This window comes from Paraburkholderia sp. MPAMCS5, from assembly GCF_036016995.1.
Classification (GTDB): Bacteria; Pseudomonadota; Gammaproteobacteria; order Burkholderiales; family Burkholderiaceae; genus Paraburkholderia.
Map to the genome: position 1 here is coordinate 174,368 of NZ_JAYXBK010000006.1, position 18,326 is coordinate 192,693.

Below are 18,326 nucleotides of genomic sequence, written 5' to 3' on the forward strand. Positions count from 1 at the left end.
CGGCGTTCGCCGAACCTTCAAAAAACGATGCAATGCGATGCGAGGCTCCAAAGCCGTTCAACGCATCGCACGCGTGCGAAGCCACCGCGCACCGCCCGCCGCCCTTACCCCCGCTTCGGGCTATCGAGTCCCCGAATCACCGCCGGACGCGCAAGAAACGCCGCGAGCGCCCGTCTCACATTCGGAAAGTCCTGAATGCCGACAAGCTCGCCGGCTTCATAAAAGCCGACCAGATTTCTCACCCACGGAAACGTCGCGATGTCCACGATCGAATACTGGTCGCCGAGAATCCACTCGCGTCCTTCGAGCCGCTCTTCCAGCACGCCGAGCAGCCGTTTCGATTCGGCGACGTAGCGATCGCGCGGGCGCTTGTCCTCATACTCCTTGCCCGCGAATTTATGGAAAAAGCCCACCTGGCCGAACATCGGGCCGATGCCGCCCATCTGGAACATCACCCACTGAATCGCTTCGTAGCGGCCGGCCGCGTCCCGCGGCATCAACTGGCCGGTCTTCTCCGCGAGATAGATCAGAATCGCGCCGGATTCGAACAGCGGCAGCGGTTTGCCGTCAGGACCGTTCGGATCGACGATCGCCGGAATCTTGTTGTTCGGATTGAGCGACAGGAACTCGGGTGTCATCTGATCGTTCGTGTCGAAGCGCACCAGATGCGGCTCATACGGCAAGCCTGTTTCCTCGAGCATGATCGACACTTTCACGCCGTTCGGTGTGGGCAGCGAATAAAGCTGAATCCGGTCGGGATGCGCGGCAGGCCATTTGTTCGTGATCGGGAAAGCGGACAGTTCTGTCATGTGATGGTGTAGCCCTGTGCGGAATGGAGGTTAGGAATTAGCGGACAGCAACGGCGTCGGAAAGCGCGAGCCGCCGGTCGGACCGCCAAATATAAACCGAGTTTGCGCAGCGCGTGCGGCGCCGCGCGTCCGCACTCAGCCGAGGCTCACCATAAGTCTTTGGTCGCGCTGCCGGCGCGCACGTCATAGCCTTCGCGCCACAAGGCGGCGCCGACCGTCAACAGAAGCGCCCGATGCTCGCCGTCGAGCTGTTCCCACGTCGACGCCAACCAGGCCGCGAAATTCGCGCAGGCCTCGTCGAGATCGACGGGCGCTTTGCCCTCCAGATACTGACGTTCGAACATCGAAAGCACTTTTTCCGGTGTCATTGGCGCGGTCTCCTTGCTGGATGTCTCAGTCTAAAGGTGCCGGACCGCACGCGGCGGTTTCGGCGCGCCGAACGCGGGTTACTCCCAGGCAGCGCCCGCGTTTTTTTGCGATTGCGCTCCGCATTGGCAACGTCAATAGAAAAAGGCGCCGCAGCGCCTTTTTCCTTGCACCTATCAAGCCAGATTACGGCGTGTTGCGTTTAGCGTTGTCCTTCGCGTCTTCCTTGGCGTCGCCGTAGGCTTTCTGCGCTTTGCCCGCGCCCTGCTGGAGATCGCCCTTCAGTTCCTTGCCGGGGTTGTCGGTGGCCTTGCCCACGGCTTCGTTGACCTTCCCTTTCACCTGCTCGCCCACACCTTTTACCTGGTCCTTGTTCATGTTCGGCTCCGCTTATGTGGAATGCCGGCGCGACATTGCGCCGTAACAAGACCCAGCAACGGGCATGCCTGACATTTCAATTCGCTTACGCGACCTGCCGCACATCGTCGAAAATATTTTCGTGGGAAGCCTAAAGTTTCCTTCGAGCCTGCCGTAATAGCGGCCCATGGAGGCGCCATGGACCGCACATTCACCATTTTGTCGGCATCATCGAAAACGGCCTTGATCGACCGCGACATCACGCACATTGCGCGCGCGATGCGGTTGTCCCTGCAAGGCGATCTGGCCGGACCCATTCTGCCTCCGGCCTACTGGCGCGAGCGTCTGTACAAACTACTCGACACGGACAGCCTGACGCATCCGCAACTGTGCGCGGTGGACAGTCTGCTGTTGCAGCTCGACCAGTTCGAGGCGCAACCGCCGCTCGCGTGGGATGAACTCGCGCCCGCCACCGCCGCACTCTTGCCGCCGACGCACGAGGCGGGCGCGGAACATCGCGCGTAGGGCGAGGCAAGGCGCGTCGCGGATAGCGCGGCACAACGAAAACCAGAACGAAAGCGCGCAAAGCGGCAATCCGCGCGCGCTCGCGCCATCACCAGCGCCAAAAAAAGCCGCGGAGCTTCGCGGCTTGAACACGTCGCAACGCAGGGAGGTCGCGTCACGCTGCAAGCGTACGCGTGCAACCGTGACAGAGGCATTTCGCGGCGCGCGGAGCCTGCGCGGCATCATCGCGCCGCGTTCTCACCCGCATTTCGCCTGCATCGCTCCCCAAAATTCCTGGACAGGTGTGCGCCCAACGGTCAAAATGTCCGCCAAAATTCCCAGCGAAAAAAGCGACATGACACGCGACACGACACCAGCGCCCCGCCACGACCTGCTCATGCAAGCCTTGCAGGTCTATAGCCAAGGGGAAATCGCGGCACGCTGCGGAAAAAATGTCAGAACCATTCGCCGCTGGAAGACCGATCAAAGTTGTCCGCGGATTGCCGAAGCGGCCTTGCGCGAGATGTTGCAGTCCAACACCCGTCGAGCGTTCGCGGGAAGCCGCCCCGCTTTCCGTTTCATCGATCTCTTTGCCGGCATTGGCGGCATTCGCCGCGGCTTTGAAGCGCACGGCGGACAGTGCGTGTTCACGAGCGAATGGAACGAGTTTTCGAAGAAGACCTATCAGCAGAATCATCGGGACGCGGACGACACGCACCAGTTTGTCGGGGACATCGTTTCCTTCGCGGAAGATGACGTTCCGCCGCACGACGTGCTGCTCGCGGGCTTTCCCTGCCAGCCCTTCAGCATCGCGGGCGTGAGCAAGAAAAATTCGCTCGGCCGTCCGCATGGTTTCGAATGCACGACGCAAGGCACGCTCTTTTACGACGTCGCACGCATTATCGATGCACAGCGGCCGGTCGCGTTCCTGCTCGAGAACGTGAAGAATCTCGTGTCGCACGATCGGGGCAACACGTTCAAGACCATTCTCGACGTGCTGCGCGATGAACTCCAATACGACGTGCACTACAAGGTGATCGACGGTCAGCACTTCACGCCGCAGCATCGCGAGCGGATCGTGATTGTCGGGTTTCGCGAGCCGACCGGGTTTTCATTCGACGATCTGCGCCTGCCCGCAAAAGGGCCGCGCCTCGCATCGATTCTGCACAGGACCGACGGCACGGAGCCGATGCTGCCGCACGACGGCGAGCGTTTCTTCGACCACGTCCGCCGCAAGGTGCAGCCCAAATACACGCTCACGCCGAACCTGTGGGCATACTTGCAGGCCTATGCCGAGAAACATCGCGCGGCCGGCAACGGCTTCGGCTTCGGGCTCGTGACGCCGGAGAGCGTCACGCGCACGCTGTCGGCGCGCTATCACAAGGACGGCTCGGAGATCCTGCTTGCGCAAGGCGGCGGCGAGCGCCCGCGCCGTTTGACGCCGCGCGAATGCGCGCGTCTGATGGGTTTTCCCGACGACTTCGTGATTCCCGTCAGCGACACTCAGGCTTATCGCCAGTTCGGCAACAGCGTCGTGGCGCCGGTCATGCAGGAAGTGGCGCGGATCATGACGCCGCATATCGAGGCGCTGCTCGCGAAGGACCGCAAGCCTTCGGCAACGAAGCGAGCGGCGCTCGCGTGATCACCGGATAAACGACGTCCCGTCGGGAAACGGTTCGAGTTCAAACCACGTGGCGAGACTCTGTCCAAGGTCAGCGAAGGTCTCACGCACGCCGAGACTGCCGCTTGCCAGTCGCGCGCCGTGGATCAACATGGGCACATGTTCCCTGGTGTGATCCGAGCCCGGCCAGGTCGGATCGCAACCGTGATCCGCCGTGATGACGAGAAGATCGTCGCGCTTCATGAGCGAATCGAGTTCGGGTAGCCGCGCATCGAAGCGTTCGAGTTCTTCCGCGTAACCGGCCACATTGCGCCGATGCCCGTAAAGCTGATCGAAGTCGACAAAATTGGTCATCACGAGGCTGTGGTCGGGCGCTTCACGGACAGCGTCGAGCGTCGCCGCCCACAGGTCATCGAGCCCGTCGGCCTTGATCTTGCGTGTCACGCCGACGCCTGCGTAAATGTCCGATATCTTGCCGATCGCCACGACGTTTCCATTGGCTTTCGCCAGCTTCTCCAGAACGGTGGGCGCCGGAGGAGGCACGGCGAGGTCGCGCCGGTTGCCCGTTCTACGGAAATTGTCCGGCGTCGAACCGGTAAAGGGCCGCGCTATCACGCGGCAGATTCTGTAGCGATCGACCTCCTCGCGCGCGATCTCGCACAAACGGTACAGCCTCTCCAGGCCGAACGTCGTTTCGTGACAGGCAATCTGAAAAACCGAGTCGGCCGACGTGTAGAAAATCGGTTTGCCAGAAGCGATGTGTTCGCCCCCATGACCGGCGAGAATCGTCGTGCCCGAAGCGTGACAATTGCCGAGGTATCCGGGCAGCGCGGCGCGTTCGACCAGCCTGTCGAGAAGTTCCGGCGGGAACGAGCCGGCCGGCTCGGGAAAATAGCCCCAATCTTCGAGCACGGGCACGCCCGCCAGCTCCCAATGCCCCGAGGGCGTGTCCTTACCTGACGACGACTCGCGCGCCGCCGCGTAAGCGCCGATCAGCGCTGGCGCGGCAGCCATCCCGAGCGGCAACGCTCCGCTCGCGCTCTCGCATGCGAGCCCCAGCCCGAGCCTCTCCAGATGCGGTATGCGCAAGGGACCGCGGCGCCGCTCCGTATCGCAGGCTCCGGCCGCGCACGCAGCGGCGATATGTCCGAGCGTGTTGGCGCCCGCGTCGCCGAAGCGCTGCGCATCCGGTGTCGCGCCAATACCCAGCGAGTCGAGAACCAGTACGATCGCGCGCATTCCACACCTCCTTCAGGGGTTGCGATGGGGTCAGTAGCCGCCGGAGCGGGTCTCGCTCGCGCCATGTCCGAGCACGCCGAGCAGATTGGCGAGCAGGCCCGACGCGCCGAATCTGCACGTCGCGGGAACTGCATAGCTCGCGCCCATGTGCCATCGCACGAGATTGAGATAGGCGGCGGCGTCTTCCACGGTGCGCACGCCGCCCGCCGCCTTGAACCCGACGGTGCGGCCGGCCTCGCGGATCGTGGCGAGAATATCCACGGTGGCCGCGAGGGTCGCGTTCACCGGCACTTTGCCCGTCGAGGTCTTGATGAAATCGGCGCCCGCGTGAATCGCGATCTCGCTCGCGCGACGGATCAAGGAGCCATCCTTCAGCTCGCCTGTTTCGAGAATGACCTTCAGGCATTTGGAGCGGGCCGCCGCGCGGCATTGCTCGACGAGCTCGAAGCCGGCCACGGCGTCGCCCGCCATCAGCGCGCGGTACGGAAACACGACGTCGATCTCCTGCGCGCCGAGCGCGACCGCGTCGGCGGTCTCGCGTGCAGCAGCCTCGGGGTCGGCCGCGCCATCCGGAAAGTTGACCACTGTCGCGATCGGCAGATTCAGGCTGCGCGCTTCCATGGCTTCCCGCGCGAGCCCGATGAAGCGCGGATAGATGCACAAGGCGGCCGGCGTGCCGACCGGGGTATCCGCCGATCTCACGAGCGCTTCGATGGTCTCGTCCGTATCGCTGTCGTTCAGCGAAGTCAGGTCGATCAGATGAAGCGCCGTCAGCGCGGCTTCAGCGGTCTCGTTACGCGTAGGTTTGTGTTTCATAGGTGACGCAAGCTCAGGTCATTGACAAAAAGATGCCGGCGATCGTCGCGCTCATCAGGTTCGACAGCGTGCCCGCAGCGAGCGCACGCAAGCCGAAACGGGCGACGTCGCCACGAAGCTCCGGAACGACGGCGCCGAAACCGCCCGTCAGCATCGCAATCGACGAGAAGTTCGCGAAGCCGCACAACGCAAACGAGAGGATCGCGATGGTGGTCGGATCGAGCACCTGCAGCCCGGCTGCGGCGACCTTGTGCGCGTCCTGGAGATAAGGCGCGAGATTTCCGTATGCGATGAACTCATTGAGAATCAGCTTTTCGCCGATGAAATTCCCGGCGACCGCCGCGTCTTGCCACGGCACGCCGATCGCCCACGCGAGCGGTGCGAATGCCGTGCCGAGCATCGACTGCAGCGTCAGGTGTTCGAAGCCGAACCAGCCGGCCACCACACCGACGAGCATGTTGGCGAGCGCGATCAACCCGATGAAAGCGACCAGCATCGCGCCGATACTGACGGCGATCTTCAGGCCGACCGCCGCACCGGAAGCCGCCGCCTCGATCACATTCGCCGCGGGTTTGTCGTCGAAGGTGAATTTCTTCATGTCGAATTCCTGAGCCTGCGACGAAGGGCAGATCAGCTTGCCGAACACCAGCCCGCCGGGAATCGCCATGAAAGAGGCTGCAAGCAGATACTGGAGATTCACGCCGAGCCCCGCATAGCCGGCCACGGCCGCACCGGACACCGACGCCATGCCGCTCGACATGACCGCGAAGAGCTCGGTCTTGCTGAGCTGCCGGATGAAAGGCCTCGTGAACGCGGGCAACTCGGTGTGACCGATGAAGACGGTTGCGCTCGCCGCGCATCCCTCGATGCGGCTCACGCCGAGGCACTTCGAAAACACCGTGCCCACGCCTCGGATCAGCCACGTCATGATGCCGAAGTAGTACAGCACCGCGATCAGCGACGTGACGAAGATGATCATGGGCAAGACGCGCAAGCCGAACGCAAAACCTTGCGCGCCGAACAGCACGAACATCTTGTCGCCAACCAGGCCGCCGAACAGAAACATCAGACCTTGCTGGCCCATTTCCAGCACCGCGTTGGCGCCTCGCGCAACCGCAGCGAGCAACATGCGCCCCGCGGGCACGAACAGCACGAGCGCGCCGATCCCGACCTGCGCCGCAAGCGCCGCCAACACGGTGCGCGGTTTGATCTCGCGCCGGTTCATCGACAGACAGTAACCGACCAGCAACAACAGGAGCATGCCCAAGAGGCCACGCACGATATTCATGGCAATTCCTAATGAGAAAATTCAGAAGCGATATCCGACGCTGGCGTAGTAGCCCCAACCGGTCGAACGATTCTGGAACGGTCCATCTCCGAAGTTGAGTTCGCCGCCCGCCCACTGCCCGCCGTTGTGGAAATAGCGCGCCGCCGTCCAGAAGCGCCAGTGCTGGTAGGAATAGATCAACACGTTGGTCGCGACGAATGCGTTGTCGGTGCGCGCATTGCCGCCGGTCTGTTCCGCGAGGCGCGAGCCGAAGTCGTAGTTGAAATAGCCGACATACGTGAGGAATCCGCCACCGAACGTGCCGATCGGATACACGTACTTCATCTGCGCGCGATAGCCGTCCCATGAATTGGCGTTGGGCGCGCCATAGTTCTCCCACTGCCTGCGCACATACAGATTCGCCGAGAGAAGCCCTGGGCCCGGTGCCTCGATGTCCGTGCCGATCCCCATGTAGAGGGTGTTCGAGCGGCTCGCCGTGTTGTGCCCCTGGTCGTAAATCCAGTCGAAGGCGAGATACCACGCCTTGAACGGGCCGAAGCCGAGCCGCCGGCCCAGTACATCGTCGATGGAAATGCGCGGTTCCTGCTCGGTGAAAAGCGGAGAGCCCTTGTTGGTGAGGCCCGTGTCATGACTGCTGCCGACGCCGAAGGTGCGCGGGATGTCGACGTACCCATACAGATCGAACGGCCCTTTTCTGCCGTAGAACTCGTACTCCGCATATAGATCGCTGGTCTTATATGGGCCGAAGCGGATGTCCGCCGACCCGACGACGCCAATGGACTGATTGAACCAGTCGGACAGATACGGCGATCTGTGCGCCGGCTTGCCTGGCAGGTCCGCTGCGGGATCCGCGGCATCGGCCTGCGCGGCCGACATGCACGTCGCGCCGAATATGAACGTGAGGCCGATTTTCATCGCAAGGCAATGGCGGCGGCGACCGGTGCCGCGAGGCCTCGTCCGCCTGTCCGTGTGATTCGATTTCATGGTGTCTCCTCCCCTGTAGTCGCCGCTGTTGCGCGGCGTCTGCTGTCTTCCGTGCCGTTATTCATTTCGACCGCCCGCGCCGGGCGCGCCACGCGGTCTGGTGTTGAACGAACGTTAAACGAGCGTTGAACGAATGGTAACAGTAGATGTTAGTTTTGCAACATTCTCGCAAACGAGCCAAATTCCGGCTCGACGCACAGATCGCTGTCAGTGAAGGGGTAGCAGGAATAAACAGCTGAATCTCAGCATAGCCGCATGAAAAAATCTGTCTTATATTTCACATTTCATGATACGTTTCTATCAAAGCGCGGCGACGCAGGGCCGAGGGTGCCCGGCGCAGGGCCGACTTCGAAAGCTCACGGCAGCAGCCGGTTAGTAAAACTAAGGAATCGCGTTATGTTTTTGCCTCAGGAAATCATCCGCAAGGTTCGTGATCGCATTGCTCTTCGCGACGAAGAGGTGCAGGAATTCGCGCAAGGCATTCGTGCCGGTAAAGTGGCCGACAGTCAGGTCGCCGCTTTCGCCATGGCGGTCTATTTCAACGGTTTGTCCGTCGATGAATGCGTTGCGCTGACCAAGGCGTTTCGCGACTCGGGCGACGTGCTCGACTGGAGCGCGGCGAATCTCGACGGCCCTACCGCCGACAAGCATTCCACGGGCGGCATCGGCGATCTAACGTCCCTGCTCCTCGGGCCGATGGTGGCCGCCTGCGGCGCCTACGTCCCGATGATCTCCGGACGCGGACTCGGCCACACGGGCGGCACGCTCGACAAGCTCGAGTCGATTCCCGGCTACAACATTTCTCAGGAGCCGCAGGCGTTGCGCCGCGTCGTCAAGAACGCCGGCGTCGCGATCGTCGGCCAGACGGCAAAACTGACGCCGGTCGAAAAGAAGTTCTATGAGATCCGCGACATCACCGCGACAGTGGAGTCCATCCCGCTCATCACGGCGGCCATTGTGTCGAAGAAGCTCGCGGCCGGCGCGAGCGGCTTTGTCATGGATGTGAAGGTCGGTTCGGGCGCGTTCATGCCCACTTACGAGGACTCCGTCGCGCTCGCCAAAAGCATTGCCCACATCGGCAACGGTGCGGGCCTGCAAACCACCACCGTGTTGACGGATATGAGCCAGCCTCTCGTCTCGTGCGCCGGGAATGCGCTCGAAATCGCGTGGGCGATCGATTATCTGACCGGCAAGCATCGCCCCGACCGGCTGCACGAAGTGGTCATGACGCTCGCAAGCCAGCTATTGATGCTCGTCAAGCTTGCCGACACTGAGAATGCCGCGCACGCGATGCTCACGAAGGCGCTCGATTCCGGCGAGGCCGCGGTCCGCTTCGCGCGGATGGTTAGCGAACTCGGCGGCCCAGTGGATCTTCTTGAGCGGCCCCACGAGTATCTGGCGCGCGCGGCCATCGTGGCGCCCATTCCTGCTCCGTCCGAAGGCTTCGTGTCGAGCATCGACGCGCGCGCGCTCGGCATCGCGATCATCGGCCTGGGTGGCGGCCGCTTGCAGGCCGATGACAAGATCGACTATTCCGTGGGTCTTTCCGGCCTGGCTGAAATTGGCCAGCCAGTCGGCAACCACCAGCCGCTTGGACTGGTGCACGCGCGCAACGAAGCACACGCGCAGCGCGCCATCCATGCCGTTCAACAGGCTTATCGACTGTCGGACGCTATGGGCATAGTACCGCCGGCGATTTACCGGATCATTGCCTAGCCGCGCGCCGGCAGTCGTATGTCGGCGAATGCCTATGCCGCACCGGCCGCTTTTGTCGAGGACAGACGGATGGCATCCAGATGCGACCGGAGAATCTCAATGAAGTGCCGCGCGAGCAGCGACGGCGCGGTGTGCGCCGGCATCGCCATGCGGACCGGCACGTCGATCGCCGGTTCGAGCGGCTTCACCAGCAACTGCCCGGCAAAGGTACTCGCCACATACGGATTGACGATGCCGACGCCATTGCCCGCGCTCACCAGCGCGCAGATCGTGATGGACGACGTGGTCTGGATCGCAAAGTCCGCGGACATGTCGTGCGCGTCGAGCACGGCCTTGATCGCGATGGTCAGGTCGTCCATCTCGCCGAGCGAGAGCAGACATTCGTCGCGAAGAGACTGCACCCGGACCGCGGATTCATTCTCCAGCCGATGGCCGAACGGCAACACGCACACCGCCGGCAAGGTCTTGACGATCTCGGTCTCGAAGTCGAGTTCGTCGAGCTTGCCGGTGGTCAGTATCAGGTCGAAGAGATCCTGGCGCAGCAGATCGGTCAACTGCGGTGTGCCGCCCGTCTGCACGTTCAGATACGTCTGCGGGAAACGGCTGCGGAATTCCCGGATGACCTCGGGCAACAAGCCGATGCCGAGCGTGGGCGTGCAGCCGATGCGCAATGCACCCGTGCCCGACTTGCGCAGGATCGAAACCACCGACTCGATATTTTCCAGCCCGTTGAAATGCTGCTGCACGGTCTTGTATAGCAGCTTGCCTTCGCTCGTCGGCCGCAGCCGCCCATGGTGCATCTCGAAGAGCGTCAGCCCGGAAGAGCTTTGCAACTCCGCGAGCCGCCGGCTAATGGATGGCTGTGTCGTGTTCAGCGCGGCTGCCGCGCCAGTCGTCGTGCCCATTTGCATGACGGCGCGAAATGCCTGGATCTGCTGGAAATTGAGTGGCCGGGTCATGGCGGAAAGTCCGATCGGGATAAGCCAGAGAAGCACAACGACGAGAACGGCTATGACGGCGCGAGTATATCAATCATGAATAGCGATGCGACAAAAATGAATTATCCCGCATGGACTTCCGGCGCTTATGCTTTCCTCAACGTTTTCGCCGACGTGCCCTTCGACGGCACTTTTTCCAATCCGACCTTTGTCCGCTCATGACTGTTTCGTCCAGTTGCACCGCTGACTTCCCGCGCAATGCGCAATCCGTCAACCGGCCGTGCCCTGTCCGGCGCCTCGGCACCGGCGAGCGGCATCATTTCTTCGGGTATTACAACAAGAGCGCCTGGGACTGCACCGGACGCTACGTGCTCGGCAACCAGGTGGCGATGATGGATGCGCCTCTGACACCGGAACTTCAGGCAGAGGTCGGCTACTTCGATAATCAGGATGGCGAATCTTTTCGCACTCTCGATACGACCACCGCATGGAACTGGCAAATGGGATGTCAGTTGCAATGGCTCGACGGCGAACCCGGCCGCAAGGTGATCTACAACACGCGCACGAACGATCTGTCCGCGCGCTATCCGGGTTTCGGCGCCGTCATTCTCGACATCGACAGTGGAGAAAAGACAGCGCTTGGCATGCCGGTTTATGTCACCGCGCCCAATAGCCGCTACGCGCTTTGCGTGGATTACCGGCGTCTTTACGTGACGCACGAGACCATCGGCTATAGCGAACACGGCGGTCCGTTCGCGCTGCCGCTGGCACCGTCCGACGACGGCATACATCGACTCGATCTCGTCACCGGCCAGGCGAGCCTGCTTCTCAGCTACGACGATCTGCGCCGCTTCCATTACACGGCGTCGATGAAGCGCGCGATTCACTGGGTGAGCCACATCGAGATCAATCCCGTCTCTTCGCGCGTGCTGTTCCTGCATCGCTGGACAGAGCGCACGGCCGACGAAACGTGTTTCCTGCACCGGCTCATCACGATGAACCCGGATGGCTCGGACCTGCGCCTGCTCGAATGTTCGGATCATCCCCTGCCGCAATTGGCCGACGATTTCGATCCGTCCGCGGTCGGCACGTTCGACTATGAAAAGTCCGAGTACCAGATCTCGCACCCGTTATGGCAAGACGATTCGCACATTGTGGTGTGGGGCCCGCACGCCGGCAGCATTCACTATCACCTGTATGAAGACAGCGATCGCGGCCGCGTGGAAGCGATCGGCCCCGACGTGCTCACCGAAAATGGACATATGAGCTTTTCGCCGGTCTCGACGCGCTGGATGTTGTCCGACACGTATCCGGACTCGCGCACCAACACACGCATTCTGTTTCTCTACGACATGCAGGAAGGCGTGCGTTACGACATAGGCGAATTCTATACACCGTCCGACCTGAAGAAAGAGAACCGCTGCGATCTGCATCCACGCTGGCGGCGCGATGGCCTCGCCGTCTGCATCGATTCCATACACGAGGGCGCGCGGCAGATGTATGTGATCGACGTTTCGCCCATCACCGGCGCGCACTGAACGTTGGCGCGCATACAAGACTGATCTTCCGGAGACAACCATGAAACGACACCATGGCTTGCGCGGCGCGATTGCCGCTGCCACGTTGCTGGCCTTCAGCGCGCTGAGCGACGCGGGCGCGGCCGAGCCCACACTCACCGGCACGCTTCTCAAAGTACACGACGAACGCGTGATCACCATCGGCTATCGCGACGCGTCGGTGCCGTTCTCCTATTACGATGCGGACCAGAAGCCGATCGGCTATTCAATCGACGTCGCGAATCTCATCGTCGAGCGCATCAGGACGAACCTCAAGCTTCCTGATCTGAAGGTGCGCATGATTCCGATCACTTCGCAGAACCGCATTTCGCTGCTGCAAAACGGCACGATCGACTTCGAATGCACGAGCACGACGAATAACGCCGAGCGCGCGCAGCAAGTGTCGTTCTCCAACAGCTTCTTTGTGATCGGCACCCGGCTGCTCGTCAACAAAAAATCGGGCATCAAGGATTTCGCGGATCTGAAGGGCAAGACCCTGGTGGTCGGCGCCGGCACGACCTCGGAGAAAATCCTGCGCAAGATGAACGTCGAGAATTCGATGGGCATGGACATCATCAGCGCGAAGGATCACACGGAATCGTTCCTCATGCTCTCCACGGGCCGCGCGAAAGCCATGATGATGGACGACGCGCTGCTCGCCGGGGAACGCGCGAAGGCACGCAATGCCGACGACTATGAAATAGTCGGCACGCCGCAAACCTTCGAGGCTTACGGCTGCATGCTGCGCAAGAACGATGCGCCGATGAAAGCCGTCATGGACGCAGCCATCGCCGACGCCCAGAAATCGGGGCTCGCGGCAACCCTGTACCGGCACTGGTTCCAGCAGCCGATCCCACCGAAACGCGTGAACCTCGATTTGCCGCTGTCGCCGCGTATGCAGACGCTCTTCGCGAATCCCGGCGATAAGCCGCTCTCCTAATCACATTGGACCAGCGTGCCCGCATGCGCAAAAAAACGCGGCGGCACGCGCAGGCTAGAGGTATTCCATGGATTACACGTGGCATTGGGGCGTGCTGCTGCAGCCCGTTGCAACCGGCGAGCCGCATACGTATATCGGCTGGCTCGTGTCCGGACTCGGCAACACGGTTGAACTAACGCTACTGGCTTTCGCGCTCGCGCTTGCAATCGGCACCGTTTTCGGCGTGATGCGCACATTGCCGAACCGCGCAGCGAGTACCGCAGGCGCGGTCTATGTGTCGATTTTTCGCGGCGTCCCGCTGATCGTGCAGTTCTTCATCTGGTTCTTCGTCGTGCCCGAACTGTTGCCCACGCCGATGGGCGACTGGCTCAAGAGTCTGCCTTCGCATCCGCAGTTTCTGATTGCATCGGTGCTCTCGCTCGGCGTCTACACGGGCTCGCGAATCTGCGAGCAGGTACGCGCGGGCATCATGGCGCGGCCGGCCGGACAGATCAACGCGGCGTTCGCACTCGGGCTCACGCGTGCGCAGGCCTATCGTCATGTACTGCTTCCCGTCACGTTTCGCACGATCCTCGGGCCATTGACTTCGGAGTTCCTTATCATCTCCAAGAACTCGGCCGTGGCTTCCACCATCGGCCTGCTCGAACTGTCGGGCCAGGCGCGGCAACTCGTCGATTACACGGCTCAGCCGTATGAATCCTTTGTCTGCGTGACGCTGGCCTATATGGCGCTGAACTTCGTGATTCTGCGCGGCATGGGCTGGATTCGCCGGCGCACCGCGCTGCCCGGCATGATGGGAGCCTGAGCATGTTCGAATTCGACTGGCAAGCACTGATCGACTCACGAGATGTTCTGCTCTCGGGCATGCGAATCACGTTTGAGATCACCGTTGTGGCCATTCTGTGCGGTCTCGCGTGGGGCACGGTTCTCGCGGTACTGAGTTTGTCTTCGTATTGCGCACTGCGTGTTTTTACGCATGCCTACGTATCGCTGTTCCGCTCCATTCCGCTCGTCATGCTGCTGTTGTGGTTCTTTCTGATCGTGCCGCAGCTACTCAAGACACTCTTCAATCTTCCTTCGACGGTCGACTTGCGGCTCGCCTCGGCGCTCACGGCGTACTCGCTGCTCGAAGCCGCGTTCTTCTGCGAGATCATTCGCGCGGGCATCGCGAGCCTGCCGCGCGGACAGCTTCACGCGGGACACGCGCTCGGCATGACATCAGCCCAGACGCTGCGCTATGTGATCCTGCCACAGGCATTTCGCGCGATGGTGCCACTCGCTCTCACGCAGTGCATCGTCATCTTTCAGGACACGTCGCTCGTGTACGTCATTGCACTGGGCGACTTCTTTCGGCGCGTCACTGCAATCGGCGAACGCGACGGCACCATCGTGCCCATGCTGCTCGTTGCGGGCGCGGCTTACTGGGCGGTCACCACCACGCTGATCGCGGTCACTAATTGCGTTCGGATGAGGTTAGCAAAATGATTGAACTGAAAGACGTTTCGAAGTGGTACGGGCAGTTTCGCGTGCTGGACAGCTGTTCGATCGGCGTGCGAAAAGCCGAAGTCGTGGTCATCTGCGGACCGTCCGGTTCCGGCAAATCGACCTTGATCAAGACGGTCAACGGGCTTGAGCCGATCCAGCAAGGCGAGATCGCCATCGACGGCGTCTCGCTCAATGGCCGCGGCACCAATCTCTCGAAGTTGCGCGCGAAGGTCGGCATGGTCTTTCAGCACTTCGAACTGTTTCCGCACCTGTCGATCACCCATAACCTCGCGCTCGCGCAGATCAAGGTGCTGGGTCGAAGCCGCGACGAAGCCGCGGCGCGAGGACTCACGCTACTCGATCGCGTCGGCCTTCGCGCGCACGCCGACAAATTCCCTGGCCAGCTATCCGGAGGTCAGCAGCAGCGCGTGGCGATAGCGCGCGCTCTCTCCATGGACCCCATCGCGATGCTCTTCGACGAGCCGACCTCCGCGCTCGATCCGGAGATGATCAACGAAGTGCTCGAAGTGATGGTCGAACTGGCGCAAGAAGGCATGACGATGATGTGTGTCACTCACGAGATGGGCTTCGCGAAAAAAGTCGCGCACCGGGTCGTGTTCATGGATCGCGGACGCATTGTCGAAGATGCGCGCAAGGAAGATTTCTTCGGCGCGCCGAGCAGCGAGCGTGCAAGAGAATTCCTCGCCAAGATTCTGCATTGAACATTGTGCGTAGCTCGAAGCACGCCAGATGACATTCAGCGCAAGTCATGACACGCAACTGCGGATGTTCGTCGCAGTTGCGAAATCGCGTTCGCTGCGGGCGGCGGCGGACAGCGTCGGCATCACGCAGCCTGCCCTGAGCAAACACATTCAGTCGCTCGAACTGAAGCTGGGCCATCCGCTCTTCAGGCGGCATGGACGCGGCATGCAGCTCACGCCCGACGGCGAAGCGCTCTTTCGCACGATCGAACCGCTCTTCGATGCACTCGATGAATCCGTCTCGCATGCGTGCGTGAATGGTCCGGGTTGGGGGCTTTCGCTGCGCATCGCCACGGTGCAGACACTGGTCGGCCATTTCGTGCCGACGCTCAGCAAGGAACTGCTGCGACTCTATCCGCAAGTTCGCCTGTCGTTGCAATGCGAGAGTTCGAGTCAGGTGGTGGAAACAGTTTTGCGCGGCATAGCCGATCTCGGGCTGACCTATTCCACGGATGTCAATGCCGCCGAACTGGAATGCGTCGATCTTTACAGCGAACACCTCGCGCTTTATCACCACACAAGAAGCGATGTGAACCGCGCGGCGATATCGCGCTTATCCGATCTGAAACTGATCCTGCCGCCCCGTCACTTCGGCGTGCGTCGTTATGTAGAACGCGTGCTGGGCTCTCAGATACAGCCGTTTATCGAATGCAATTCGCTCGAACTGTCGTTGCGAATGTCCGCTATTAGTGGCGCGATTGCGATATTGCCCGAACATGTGCCGCGGGATCTGATAGAAAGCTGTGAACTGAAGCGCGTAATTCTGGCGGACATCCCGCCACGTAGGCTGGTCGCATTCTGGCGTGCTCAGAACAGCAAGTCGGTCGTACTGGATGCGGCCATTGAAGTCGCTCGGCGCACACCCGCGGAACAATAACGACAGGTTAATTCAGAGTTATTTCTGGGACCATGGCGCCGCCATCGGGCGATCCTCATAATTGCATCGTATTTACGCGTGGTCGATATTCCGGTTCATGCCCTCGCCAGCGGCAGACAAACTGGAAGACCTTATTCAAAAGACGCGTCAATCGAAACAAGGCTATTTCCAGCAGAAACGCATATCTTCACACGGTGAGGACACGATGAAGAATCATCAACTTCGCGCGCTCGTCGCCATTGCGGACGCCGGGAGTGTCCGCGGAGCAGCCCGGGTCCTGGGCTTGTCGCCATCGGCGATCACACAGGCGCTCAAAGATCTCGAAGACTCCCTGAATATTTCCCTGATGCAGCGTACCTCGTCTGGCGCGACGTTGACGGATTCCGGCAATACGCTTCTCACGCATGCCAGACTTATCGTGTCCCAGGTGGAACGCGCTCATGGCGCGCTGAACGAAATGCGCGGACAGCCCGGCGGCAAGCTGTCGGTGGCCATTACGCCGTGGATCGCCCTGTGTTTTTTGCCGGAAATATTCGTTCAGTTTCGCAAGAGAATGCCGAATGTGCAGCTTGAGATGTTCGAGGGCACCCTGTCCATTGCGAATCCGCGCTTGCGTGATGGCAGCGTCGAAATATTCATTGGCCAGGAAGCCCCCGATGCCGCCACCACGGAGTTCAATTTCCGCCCGCTTTTTTCTTCCGGCGTGACCGTGGTCGCCCGGCAGGGACATCCGCTCGCGCAATCCCGCTCGCTCGCGGATCTGATGGACGCGGACTGGCTCGTTTCTCTAGATTCCGACATGGAATGCCGGTTCTCCAAGAAAATGTTCTATCGCAATGGCCTGACCGAACCACGTAATGTTCATTTCACTCACTCTTTGATGATGGCCGCGTCGGTACTGCAAAGAACCGATGCAGTCAGTATCTTTCCGTGGCCATTGGCAGAGCTTTGCGTGTCGCGCTACAAGTTCTGCGCCTTTCCTCTAAGAGAAGAACTTGCCGAGACCTCGGCGGGTATCGTCTCACGCAGCGGACATCCTTTGAGCGCGGCGGCGAATTGCCTCATCGACATACTTCTGGAGACGATCCGCAACAGCGACCAGGCGGGAACGGCGGAAGCGAAGCGCGTTCTGCAATCAACGGAATTGCTCTTCTAGTTGCACGCACAACATGTCGCGCCGGCGGCATGTGCGCGCCGGCGTGGTGTCAGCGAATCGGTCAGCGAATCGGTTCGCCGTCGCGAGTAATCAGCACTGCTGTTTCGGCGCGGTACTTCGCGTGCACGCTGTCGCCCACTGCAACATTATCGAGCGGGACGTCCGGTGCAATTTGCAACAGCACGCTGCGCTCGGGCCCGCGCAAGACGATCTGATGCCTCTTGCGGTCGAGGCTCTGTACGGTTGCCACAATATCGACGTTGCGAAGCGTGACGGACAGACCGTGATTGACCGGCGTGGTGGCTTCGTTTTCGATGCGCGAGCGGATGCCCTTCGCCTGCACCTTTTCCGCCGACAACAGCAGCGCCCCTTTGTATTCGACGTGAACTTCGTCGCCTACCTTGAGCTTTCGCACGTCGGCCACTTCGGGGTCCACCGCGATAATCACTGTCTCTCCACGCGATCCTTGAACCGTCACGCGGCTCGTTTGCGTATCGACATTGACGATGCGGCTCGTGAGTCGCGCGATAACTTCTCCGCCTGGCGCACTCGCGGATGAAGGCGCGCGCGCCTTTGCAGCATGAACGAATGGCGGATGACCCAGCAATATTGCTCCGGCAAAAGCGAGTTTCAGCAAATTCGACGATCGCAGCGTAAGTGCACGCATATGACTCTCTCTTCGTGTGTGATTGAAGTTGATTGATGTGGACGACAGCACTTCATGAAACTTGCGGGCCTATGTCAGGCGCAAACGTATCGCGAGCCATTGGCGCTTGTGAAGCAATGCGCTTGTGAACGCGTTAATCGCCGGCGAACAGTCGCGCGGAATGCACGGGATCGGTGCATGACGTCGGCAGCCGCGCTGTGATTTCACGATGCCTCGCGTTCGGTTTTGCTTTACGTGTATGGCATT

At 61.1% G+C, this 18,326-nt stretch carries 20 protein-coding genes; 11 read left to right on the top strand and 9 right to left on the bottom strand.

The window, feature by feature from the left end:
• Window positions 1-104: 104 nt before the first annotated feature.
• The 3 genes from VOM14_RS15920 to VOM14_RS15930 all read right to left on the bottom strand — a co-directional run bounded on the left by VOM14_RS15920 (window position 105) and on the right by VOM14_RS15930 (window position 1,553).
• Complete coding sequence (locus VOM14_RS15920) at window positions 105-809, bottom strand: glutathione S-transferase N-terminal domain-containing protein (protein WP_327629677.1); 705 nt, start codon at window positions 807-809, stop codon at window positions 105-107.
• A 146-nt stretch (window positions 810-955) separates the two neighbouring features.
• Window positions 956-1,177 (bottom strand): hypothetical protein, encoded by a 222-nt coding sequence (locus VOM14_RS15925; RefSeq protein ID WP_327629678.1) that lies wholly within the window; start codon window positions 1,175-1,177, stop codon window positions 956-958.
• A 184-nt stretch (window positions 1,178-1,361) separates the two neighbouring features.
• Window positions 1,362-1,553: a CsbD family protein gene (locus VOM14_RS15930; RefSeq protein WP_327629679.1), complete on the bottom strand. Its 192-nt coding sequence runs from the start codon at window positions 1,551-1,553 to the stop codon at window positions 1,362-1,364.
• A 177-nt stretch (window positions 1,554-1,730) separates the two neighbouring features.
• Here VOM14_RS15930 and VOM14_RS15935 point away from each other — a divergent pair, with 177 nt between their 5' ends.
• Window positions 1,731-2,057 carry a hypothetical protein gene (locus VOM14_RS15935; RefSeq protein ID WP_327629680.1) on the top strand — a complete coding sequence of 109 codons (327 nt, stop codon included), beginning with the start codon at window positions 1,731-1,733 and terminating at the stop codon, window positions 2,055-2,057.
• A gap of 334 nt (window positions 2,058-2,391) precedes the next feature.
• Window positions 2,392-3,678, top strand: a complete 1,287-nt coding sequence (gene dcm, locus VOM14_RS15940) for a DNA (cytosine-5-)-methyltransferase (protein WP_327629681.1) — start codon at window positions 2,392-2,394, stop codon at window positions 3,676-3,678.
• Here the strand turns inward: dcm and VOM14_RS15945 are convergent, their stop codons facing one another.
• Genes VOM14_RS15945 through tsx form a run of 4 tightly spaced genes read right to left on the bottom strand, consistent with a single transcriptional unit; the run spans window position 3,679 to window position 7,984 of the window.
• Window positions 3,679-4,896, bottom strand: a complete 1,218-nt coding sequence (locus VOM14_RS15945) for a phosphopentomutase (protein WP_327629682.1) — start codon at window positions 4,894-4,896, stop codon at window positions 3,679-3,681.
• Window positions 4,897-4,926: 30 nt separating this feature from the next.
• Window positions 4,927-5,712 carry a deoxyribose-phosphate aldolase gene (deoC, locus tag VOM14_RS15950; RefSeq protein ID WP_327629683.1) on the bottom strand — a complete coding sequence of 262 codons (786 nt, stop codon included), beginning with the start codon at window positions 5,710-5,712 and terminating at the stop codon, window positions 4,927-4,929.
• Window positions 5,713-5,725: 13 nt separating this feature from the next.
• A complete protein-coding gene (locus VOM14_RS15955; protein ID WP_327629684.1) occupies window positions 5,726-7,000 on the bottom strand; it encodes a NupC/NupG family nucleoside CNT transporter in 1,275 nt (424 codons plus the stop codon).
• A gap of 21 nt (window positions 7,001-7,021) precedes the next feature.
• Window positions 7,022-7,984, bottom strand: coding sequence for a nucleoside-specific channel-forming protein Tsx (tsx, locus tag VOM14_RS15960; RefSeq protein ID WP_327629685.1), 963 nt, complete (start codon window positions 7,982-7,984; stop codon window positions 7,022-7,024).
• A 396-nt stretch (window positions 7,985-8,380) separates the two neighbouring features.
• On the opposite strand from tsx, the gene deoA reads away from it, so the two are divergent.
• The gene (deoA, locus tag VOM14_RS15965) at window positions 8,381-9,700 is read left to right on the top strand and encodes a thymidine phosphorylase (RefSeq protein WP_327629686.1); all 1,320 of its coding nucleotides are present in this window, start codon (window positions 8,381-8,383) and stop codon (window positions 9,698-9,700) included.
• A 32-nt stretch (window positions 9,701-9,732) separates the two neighbouring features.
• Here deoA and VOM14_RS15970 read toward each other — a convergent pair whose 3' ends face one another.
• Window positions 9,733-10,659, bottom strand: a complete 927-nt coding sequence (locus VOM14_RS15970; RefSeq protein WP_327629687.1) for a LysR substrate-binding domain-containing protein — start codon at window positions 10,657-10,659, stop codon at window positions 9,733-9,735.
• Between the two features lie 75 nt (window positions 10,660-10,734).
• Between VOM14_RS15970 and VOM14_RS15975 the strand changes: the two genes are divergently transcribed.
• The 8 genes from VOM14_RS15975 to VOM14_RS16010 all read left to right on the top strand — a co-directional run bounded on the left by VOM14_RS15975 (window position 10,735) and on the right by VOM14_RS16010 (window position 17,413).
• Complete coding sequence (locus VOM14_RS15975; protein ID WP_327629688.1) at window positions 10,735-10,860, top strand: hypothetical protein; 126 nt, start codon at window positions 10,735-10,737, stop codon at window positions 10,858-10,860.
• Entirely contained in the window at window positions 10,857-12,176 is a 1,320-nt protein-coding gene (locus VOM14_RS15980; RefSeq protein WP_327629689.1) for a hypothetical protein, read from the top strand. Before VOM14_RS15975 ends, VOM14_RS15980 begins: the two co-directional genes overlap by 4 nt.
• 40 nt (window positions 12,177-12,216) lie before the next feature.
• A complete protein-coding gene (locus VOM14_RS15985; RefSeq protein ID WP_327629690.1) occupies window positions 12,217-13,134 on the top strand; it encodes a glutamate/aspartate ABC transporter substrate-binding protein in 918 nt (305 codons plus the stop codon).
• Between the two features lie 67 nt (window positions 13,135-13,201).
• Window positions 13,202-13,939 carry an amino acid ABC transporter permease gene (locus tag VOM14_RS15990; protein ID WP_327629691.1) on the top strand — a complete coding sequence of 246 codons (738 nt, stop codon included), beginning with the start codon at window positions 13,202-13,204 and terminating at the stop codon, window positions 13,937-13,939.
• A gap of 2 nt (window positions 13,940-13,941) precedes the next feature.
• Complete coding sequence (locus VOM14_RS15995) at window positions 13,942-14,619, top strand: ABC transporter permease subunit (RefSeq protein WP_327629692.1); 678 nt, start codon at window positions 13,942-13,944, stop codon at window positions 14,617-14,619.
• Entirely contained in the window at window positions 14,616-15,341 is a 726-nt protein-coding gene (locus VOM14_RS16000; RefSeq protein WP_327629693.1) for an amino acid ABC transporter ATP-binding protein, read from the top strand. Before VOM14_RS15995 ends, VOM14_RS16000 begins: the two co-directional genes overlap by 4 nt.
• A 28-nt stretch (window positions 15,342-15,369) precedes the next feature.
• Window positions 15,370-16,257, top strand: a complete 888-nt coding sequence (locus VOM14_RS16005; RefSeq protein WP_327629694.1) for a LysR family transcriptional regulator — start codon at window positions 15,370-15,372, stop codon at window positions 16,255-16,257.
• A gap of 205 nt (window positions 16,258-16,462) precedes the next feature.
• Window positions 16,463-17,413 (top strand): LysR family transcriptional regulator, encoded by a 951-nt coding sequence (locus VOM14_RS16010; protein ID WP_327629940.1) that lies wholly within the window; start codon window positions 16,463-16,465, stop codon window positions 17,411-17,413.
• Between the two features lie 61 nt (window positions 17,414-17,474).
• Here VOM14_RS16010 and VOM14_RS16015 read toward each other — a convergent pair whose 3' ends face one another.
• A complete protein-coding gene (locus VOM14_RS16015; RefSeq protein ID WP_327629695.1) occupies window positions 17,475-18,080 on the bottom strand; it encodes a hypothetical protein in 606 nt (201 codons plus the stop codon).
• Between the last annotated feature and the right edge of the window lie 246 nt (window positions 18,081-18,326).

Bases quoted from the DNA above. Each gene is read 5' to 3' on its own strand.
- VOM14_RS15920 (WP_327629677.1), bottom strand. From the start codon at position 809: ATGACAGAACTGTCCGCTTTCCCGATCACGAACAAATGGCCTGCCGCG.
- VOM14_RS15925 (WP_327629678.1), bottom strand. From the start codon at position 1,177: ATGACACCGGAAAAAGTGCTTTCGATGTTCGAACGTCAGTATCTGGAG.
- VOM14_RS15930 (WP_327629679.1), bottom strand. From the start codon at position 1,553: ATGAACAAGGACCAGGTAAAAGGTGTGGGCGAGCAGGTGAAAGGGAAG.
- VOM14_RS15935 (WP_327629680.1), top strand. From the start codon at position 1,731: ATGGACCGCACATTCACCATTTTGTCGGCATCATCGAAAACGGCCTTG.
- dcm (WP_327629681.1), top strand. From the start codon at position 2,392: ATGACACGCGACACGACACCAGCGCCCCGCCACGACCTGCTCATGCAA.
- VOM14_RS15945 (WP_327629682.1), bottom strand. From the start codon at position 4,896: ATGCGCGCGATCGTACTGGTTCTCGACTCGCTGGGTATTGGCGCGACA.
- deoC (WP_327629683.1), bottom strand. From the start codon at position 5,712: ATGAAACACAAACCTACGCGTAACGAGACCGCTGAAGCCGCGCTGACG.
- VOM14_RS15955 (WP_327629684.1), bottom strand. From the start codon at position 7,000: ATGAATATCGTGCGTGGCCTCTTGGGCATGCTCCTGTTGTTGCTGGTC.
- tsx (WP_327629685.1), bottom strand. From the start codon at position 7,984: ATGAAATCGAATCACACGGACAGGCGGACGAGGCCTCGCGGCACCGGT.
- deoA (WP_327629686.1), top strand. From the start codon at position 8,381: ATGTTTTTGCCTCAGGAAATCATCCGCAAGGTTCGTGATCGCATTGCT.
- VOM14_RS15970 (WP_327629687.1), bottom strand. From the start codon at position 10,659: ATGACCCGGCCACTCAATTTCCAGCAGATCCAGGCATTTCGCGCCGTC.
- VOM14_RS15975 (WP_327629688.1), top strand. From the start codon at position 10,735: ATGAATAGCGATGCGACAAAAATGAATTATCCCGCATGGACTTCCGGC.
- VOM14_RS15980 (WP_327629689.1), top strand. From the start codon at position 10,857: ATGACTGTTTCGTCCAGTTGCACCGCTGACTTCCCGCGCAATGCGCAA.
- VOM14_RS15985 (WP_327629690.1), top strand. From the start codon at position 12,217: ATGAAACGACACCATGGCTTGCGCGGCGCGATTGCCGCTGCCACGTTG.
- VOM14_RS15990 (WP_327629691.1), top strand. From the start codon at position 13,202: ATGGATTACACGTGGCATTGGGGCGTGCTGCTGCAGCCCGTTGCAACC.
- VOM14_RS15995 (WP_327629692.1), top strand. From the start codon at position 13,942: ATGTTCGAATTCGACTGGCAAGCACTGATCGACTCACGAGATGTTCTG.
- VOM14_RS16000 (WP_327629693.1), top strand. From the start codon at position 14,616: ATGATTGAACTGAAAGACGTTTCGAAGTGGTACGGGCAGTTTCGCGTG.
- VOM14_RS16005 (WP_327629694.1), top strand. From the start codon at position 15,370: ATGACATTCAGCGCAAGTCATGACACGCAACTGCGGATGTTCGTCGCA.
- VOM14_RS16010 (WP_327629940.1), top strand. From the start codon at position 16,463: ATGAAGAATCATCAACTTCGCGCGCTCGTCGCCATTGCGGACGCCGGG.
- VOM14_RS16015 (WP_327629695.1), bottom strand. From the start codon at position 18,080: ATGCGTGCACTTACGCTGCGATCGTCGAATTTGCTGAAACTCGCTTTT.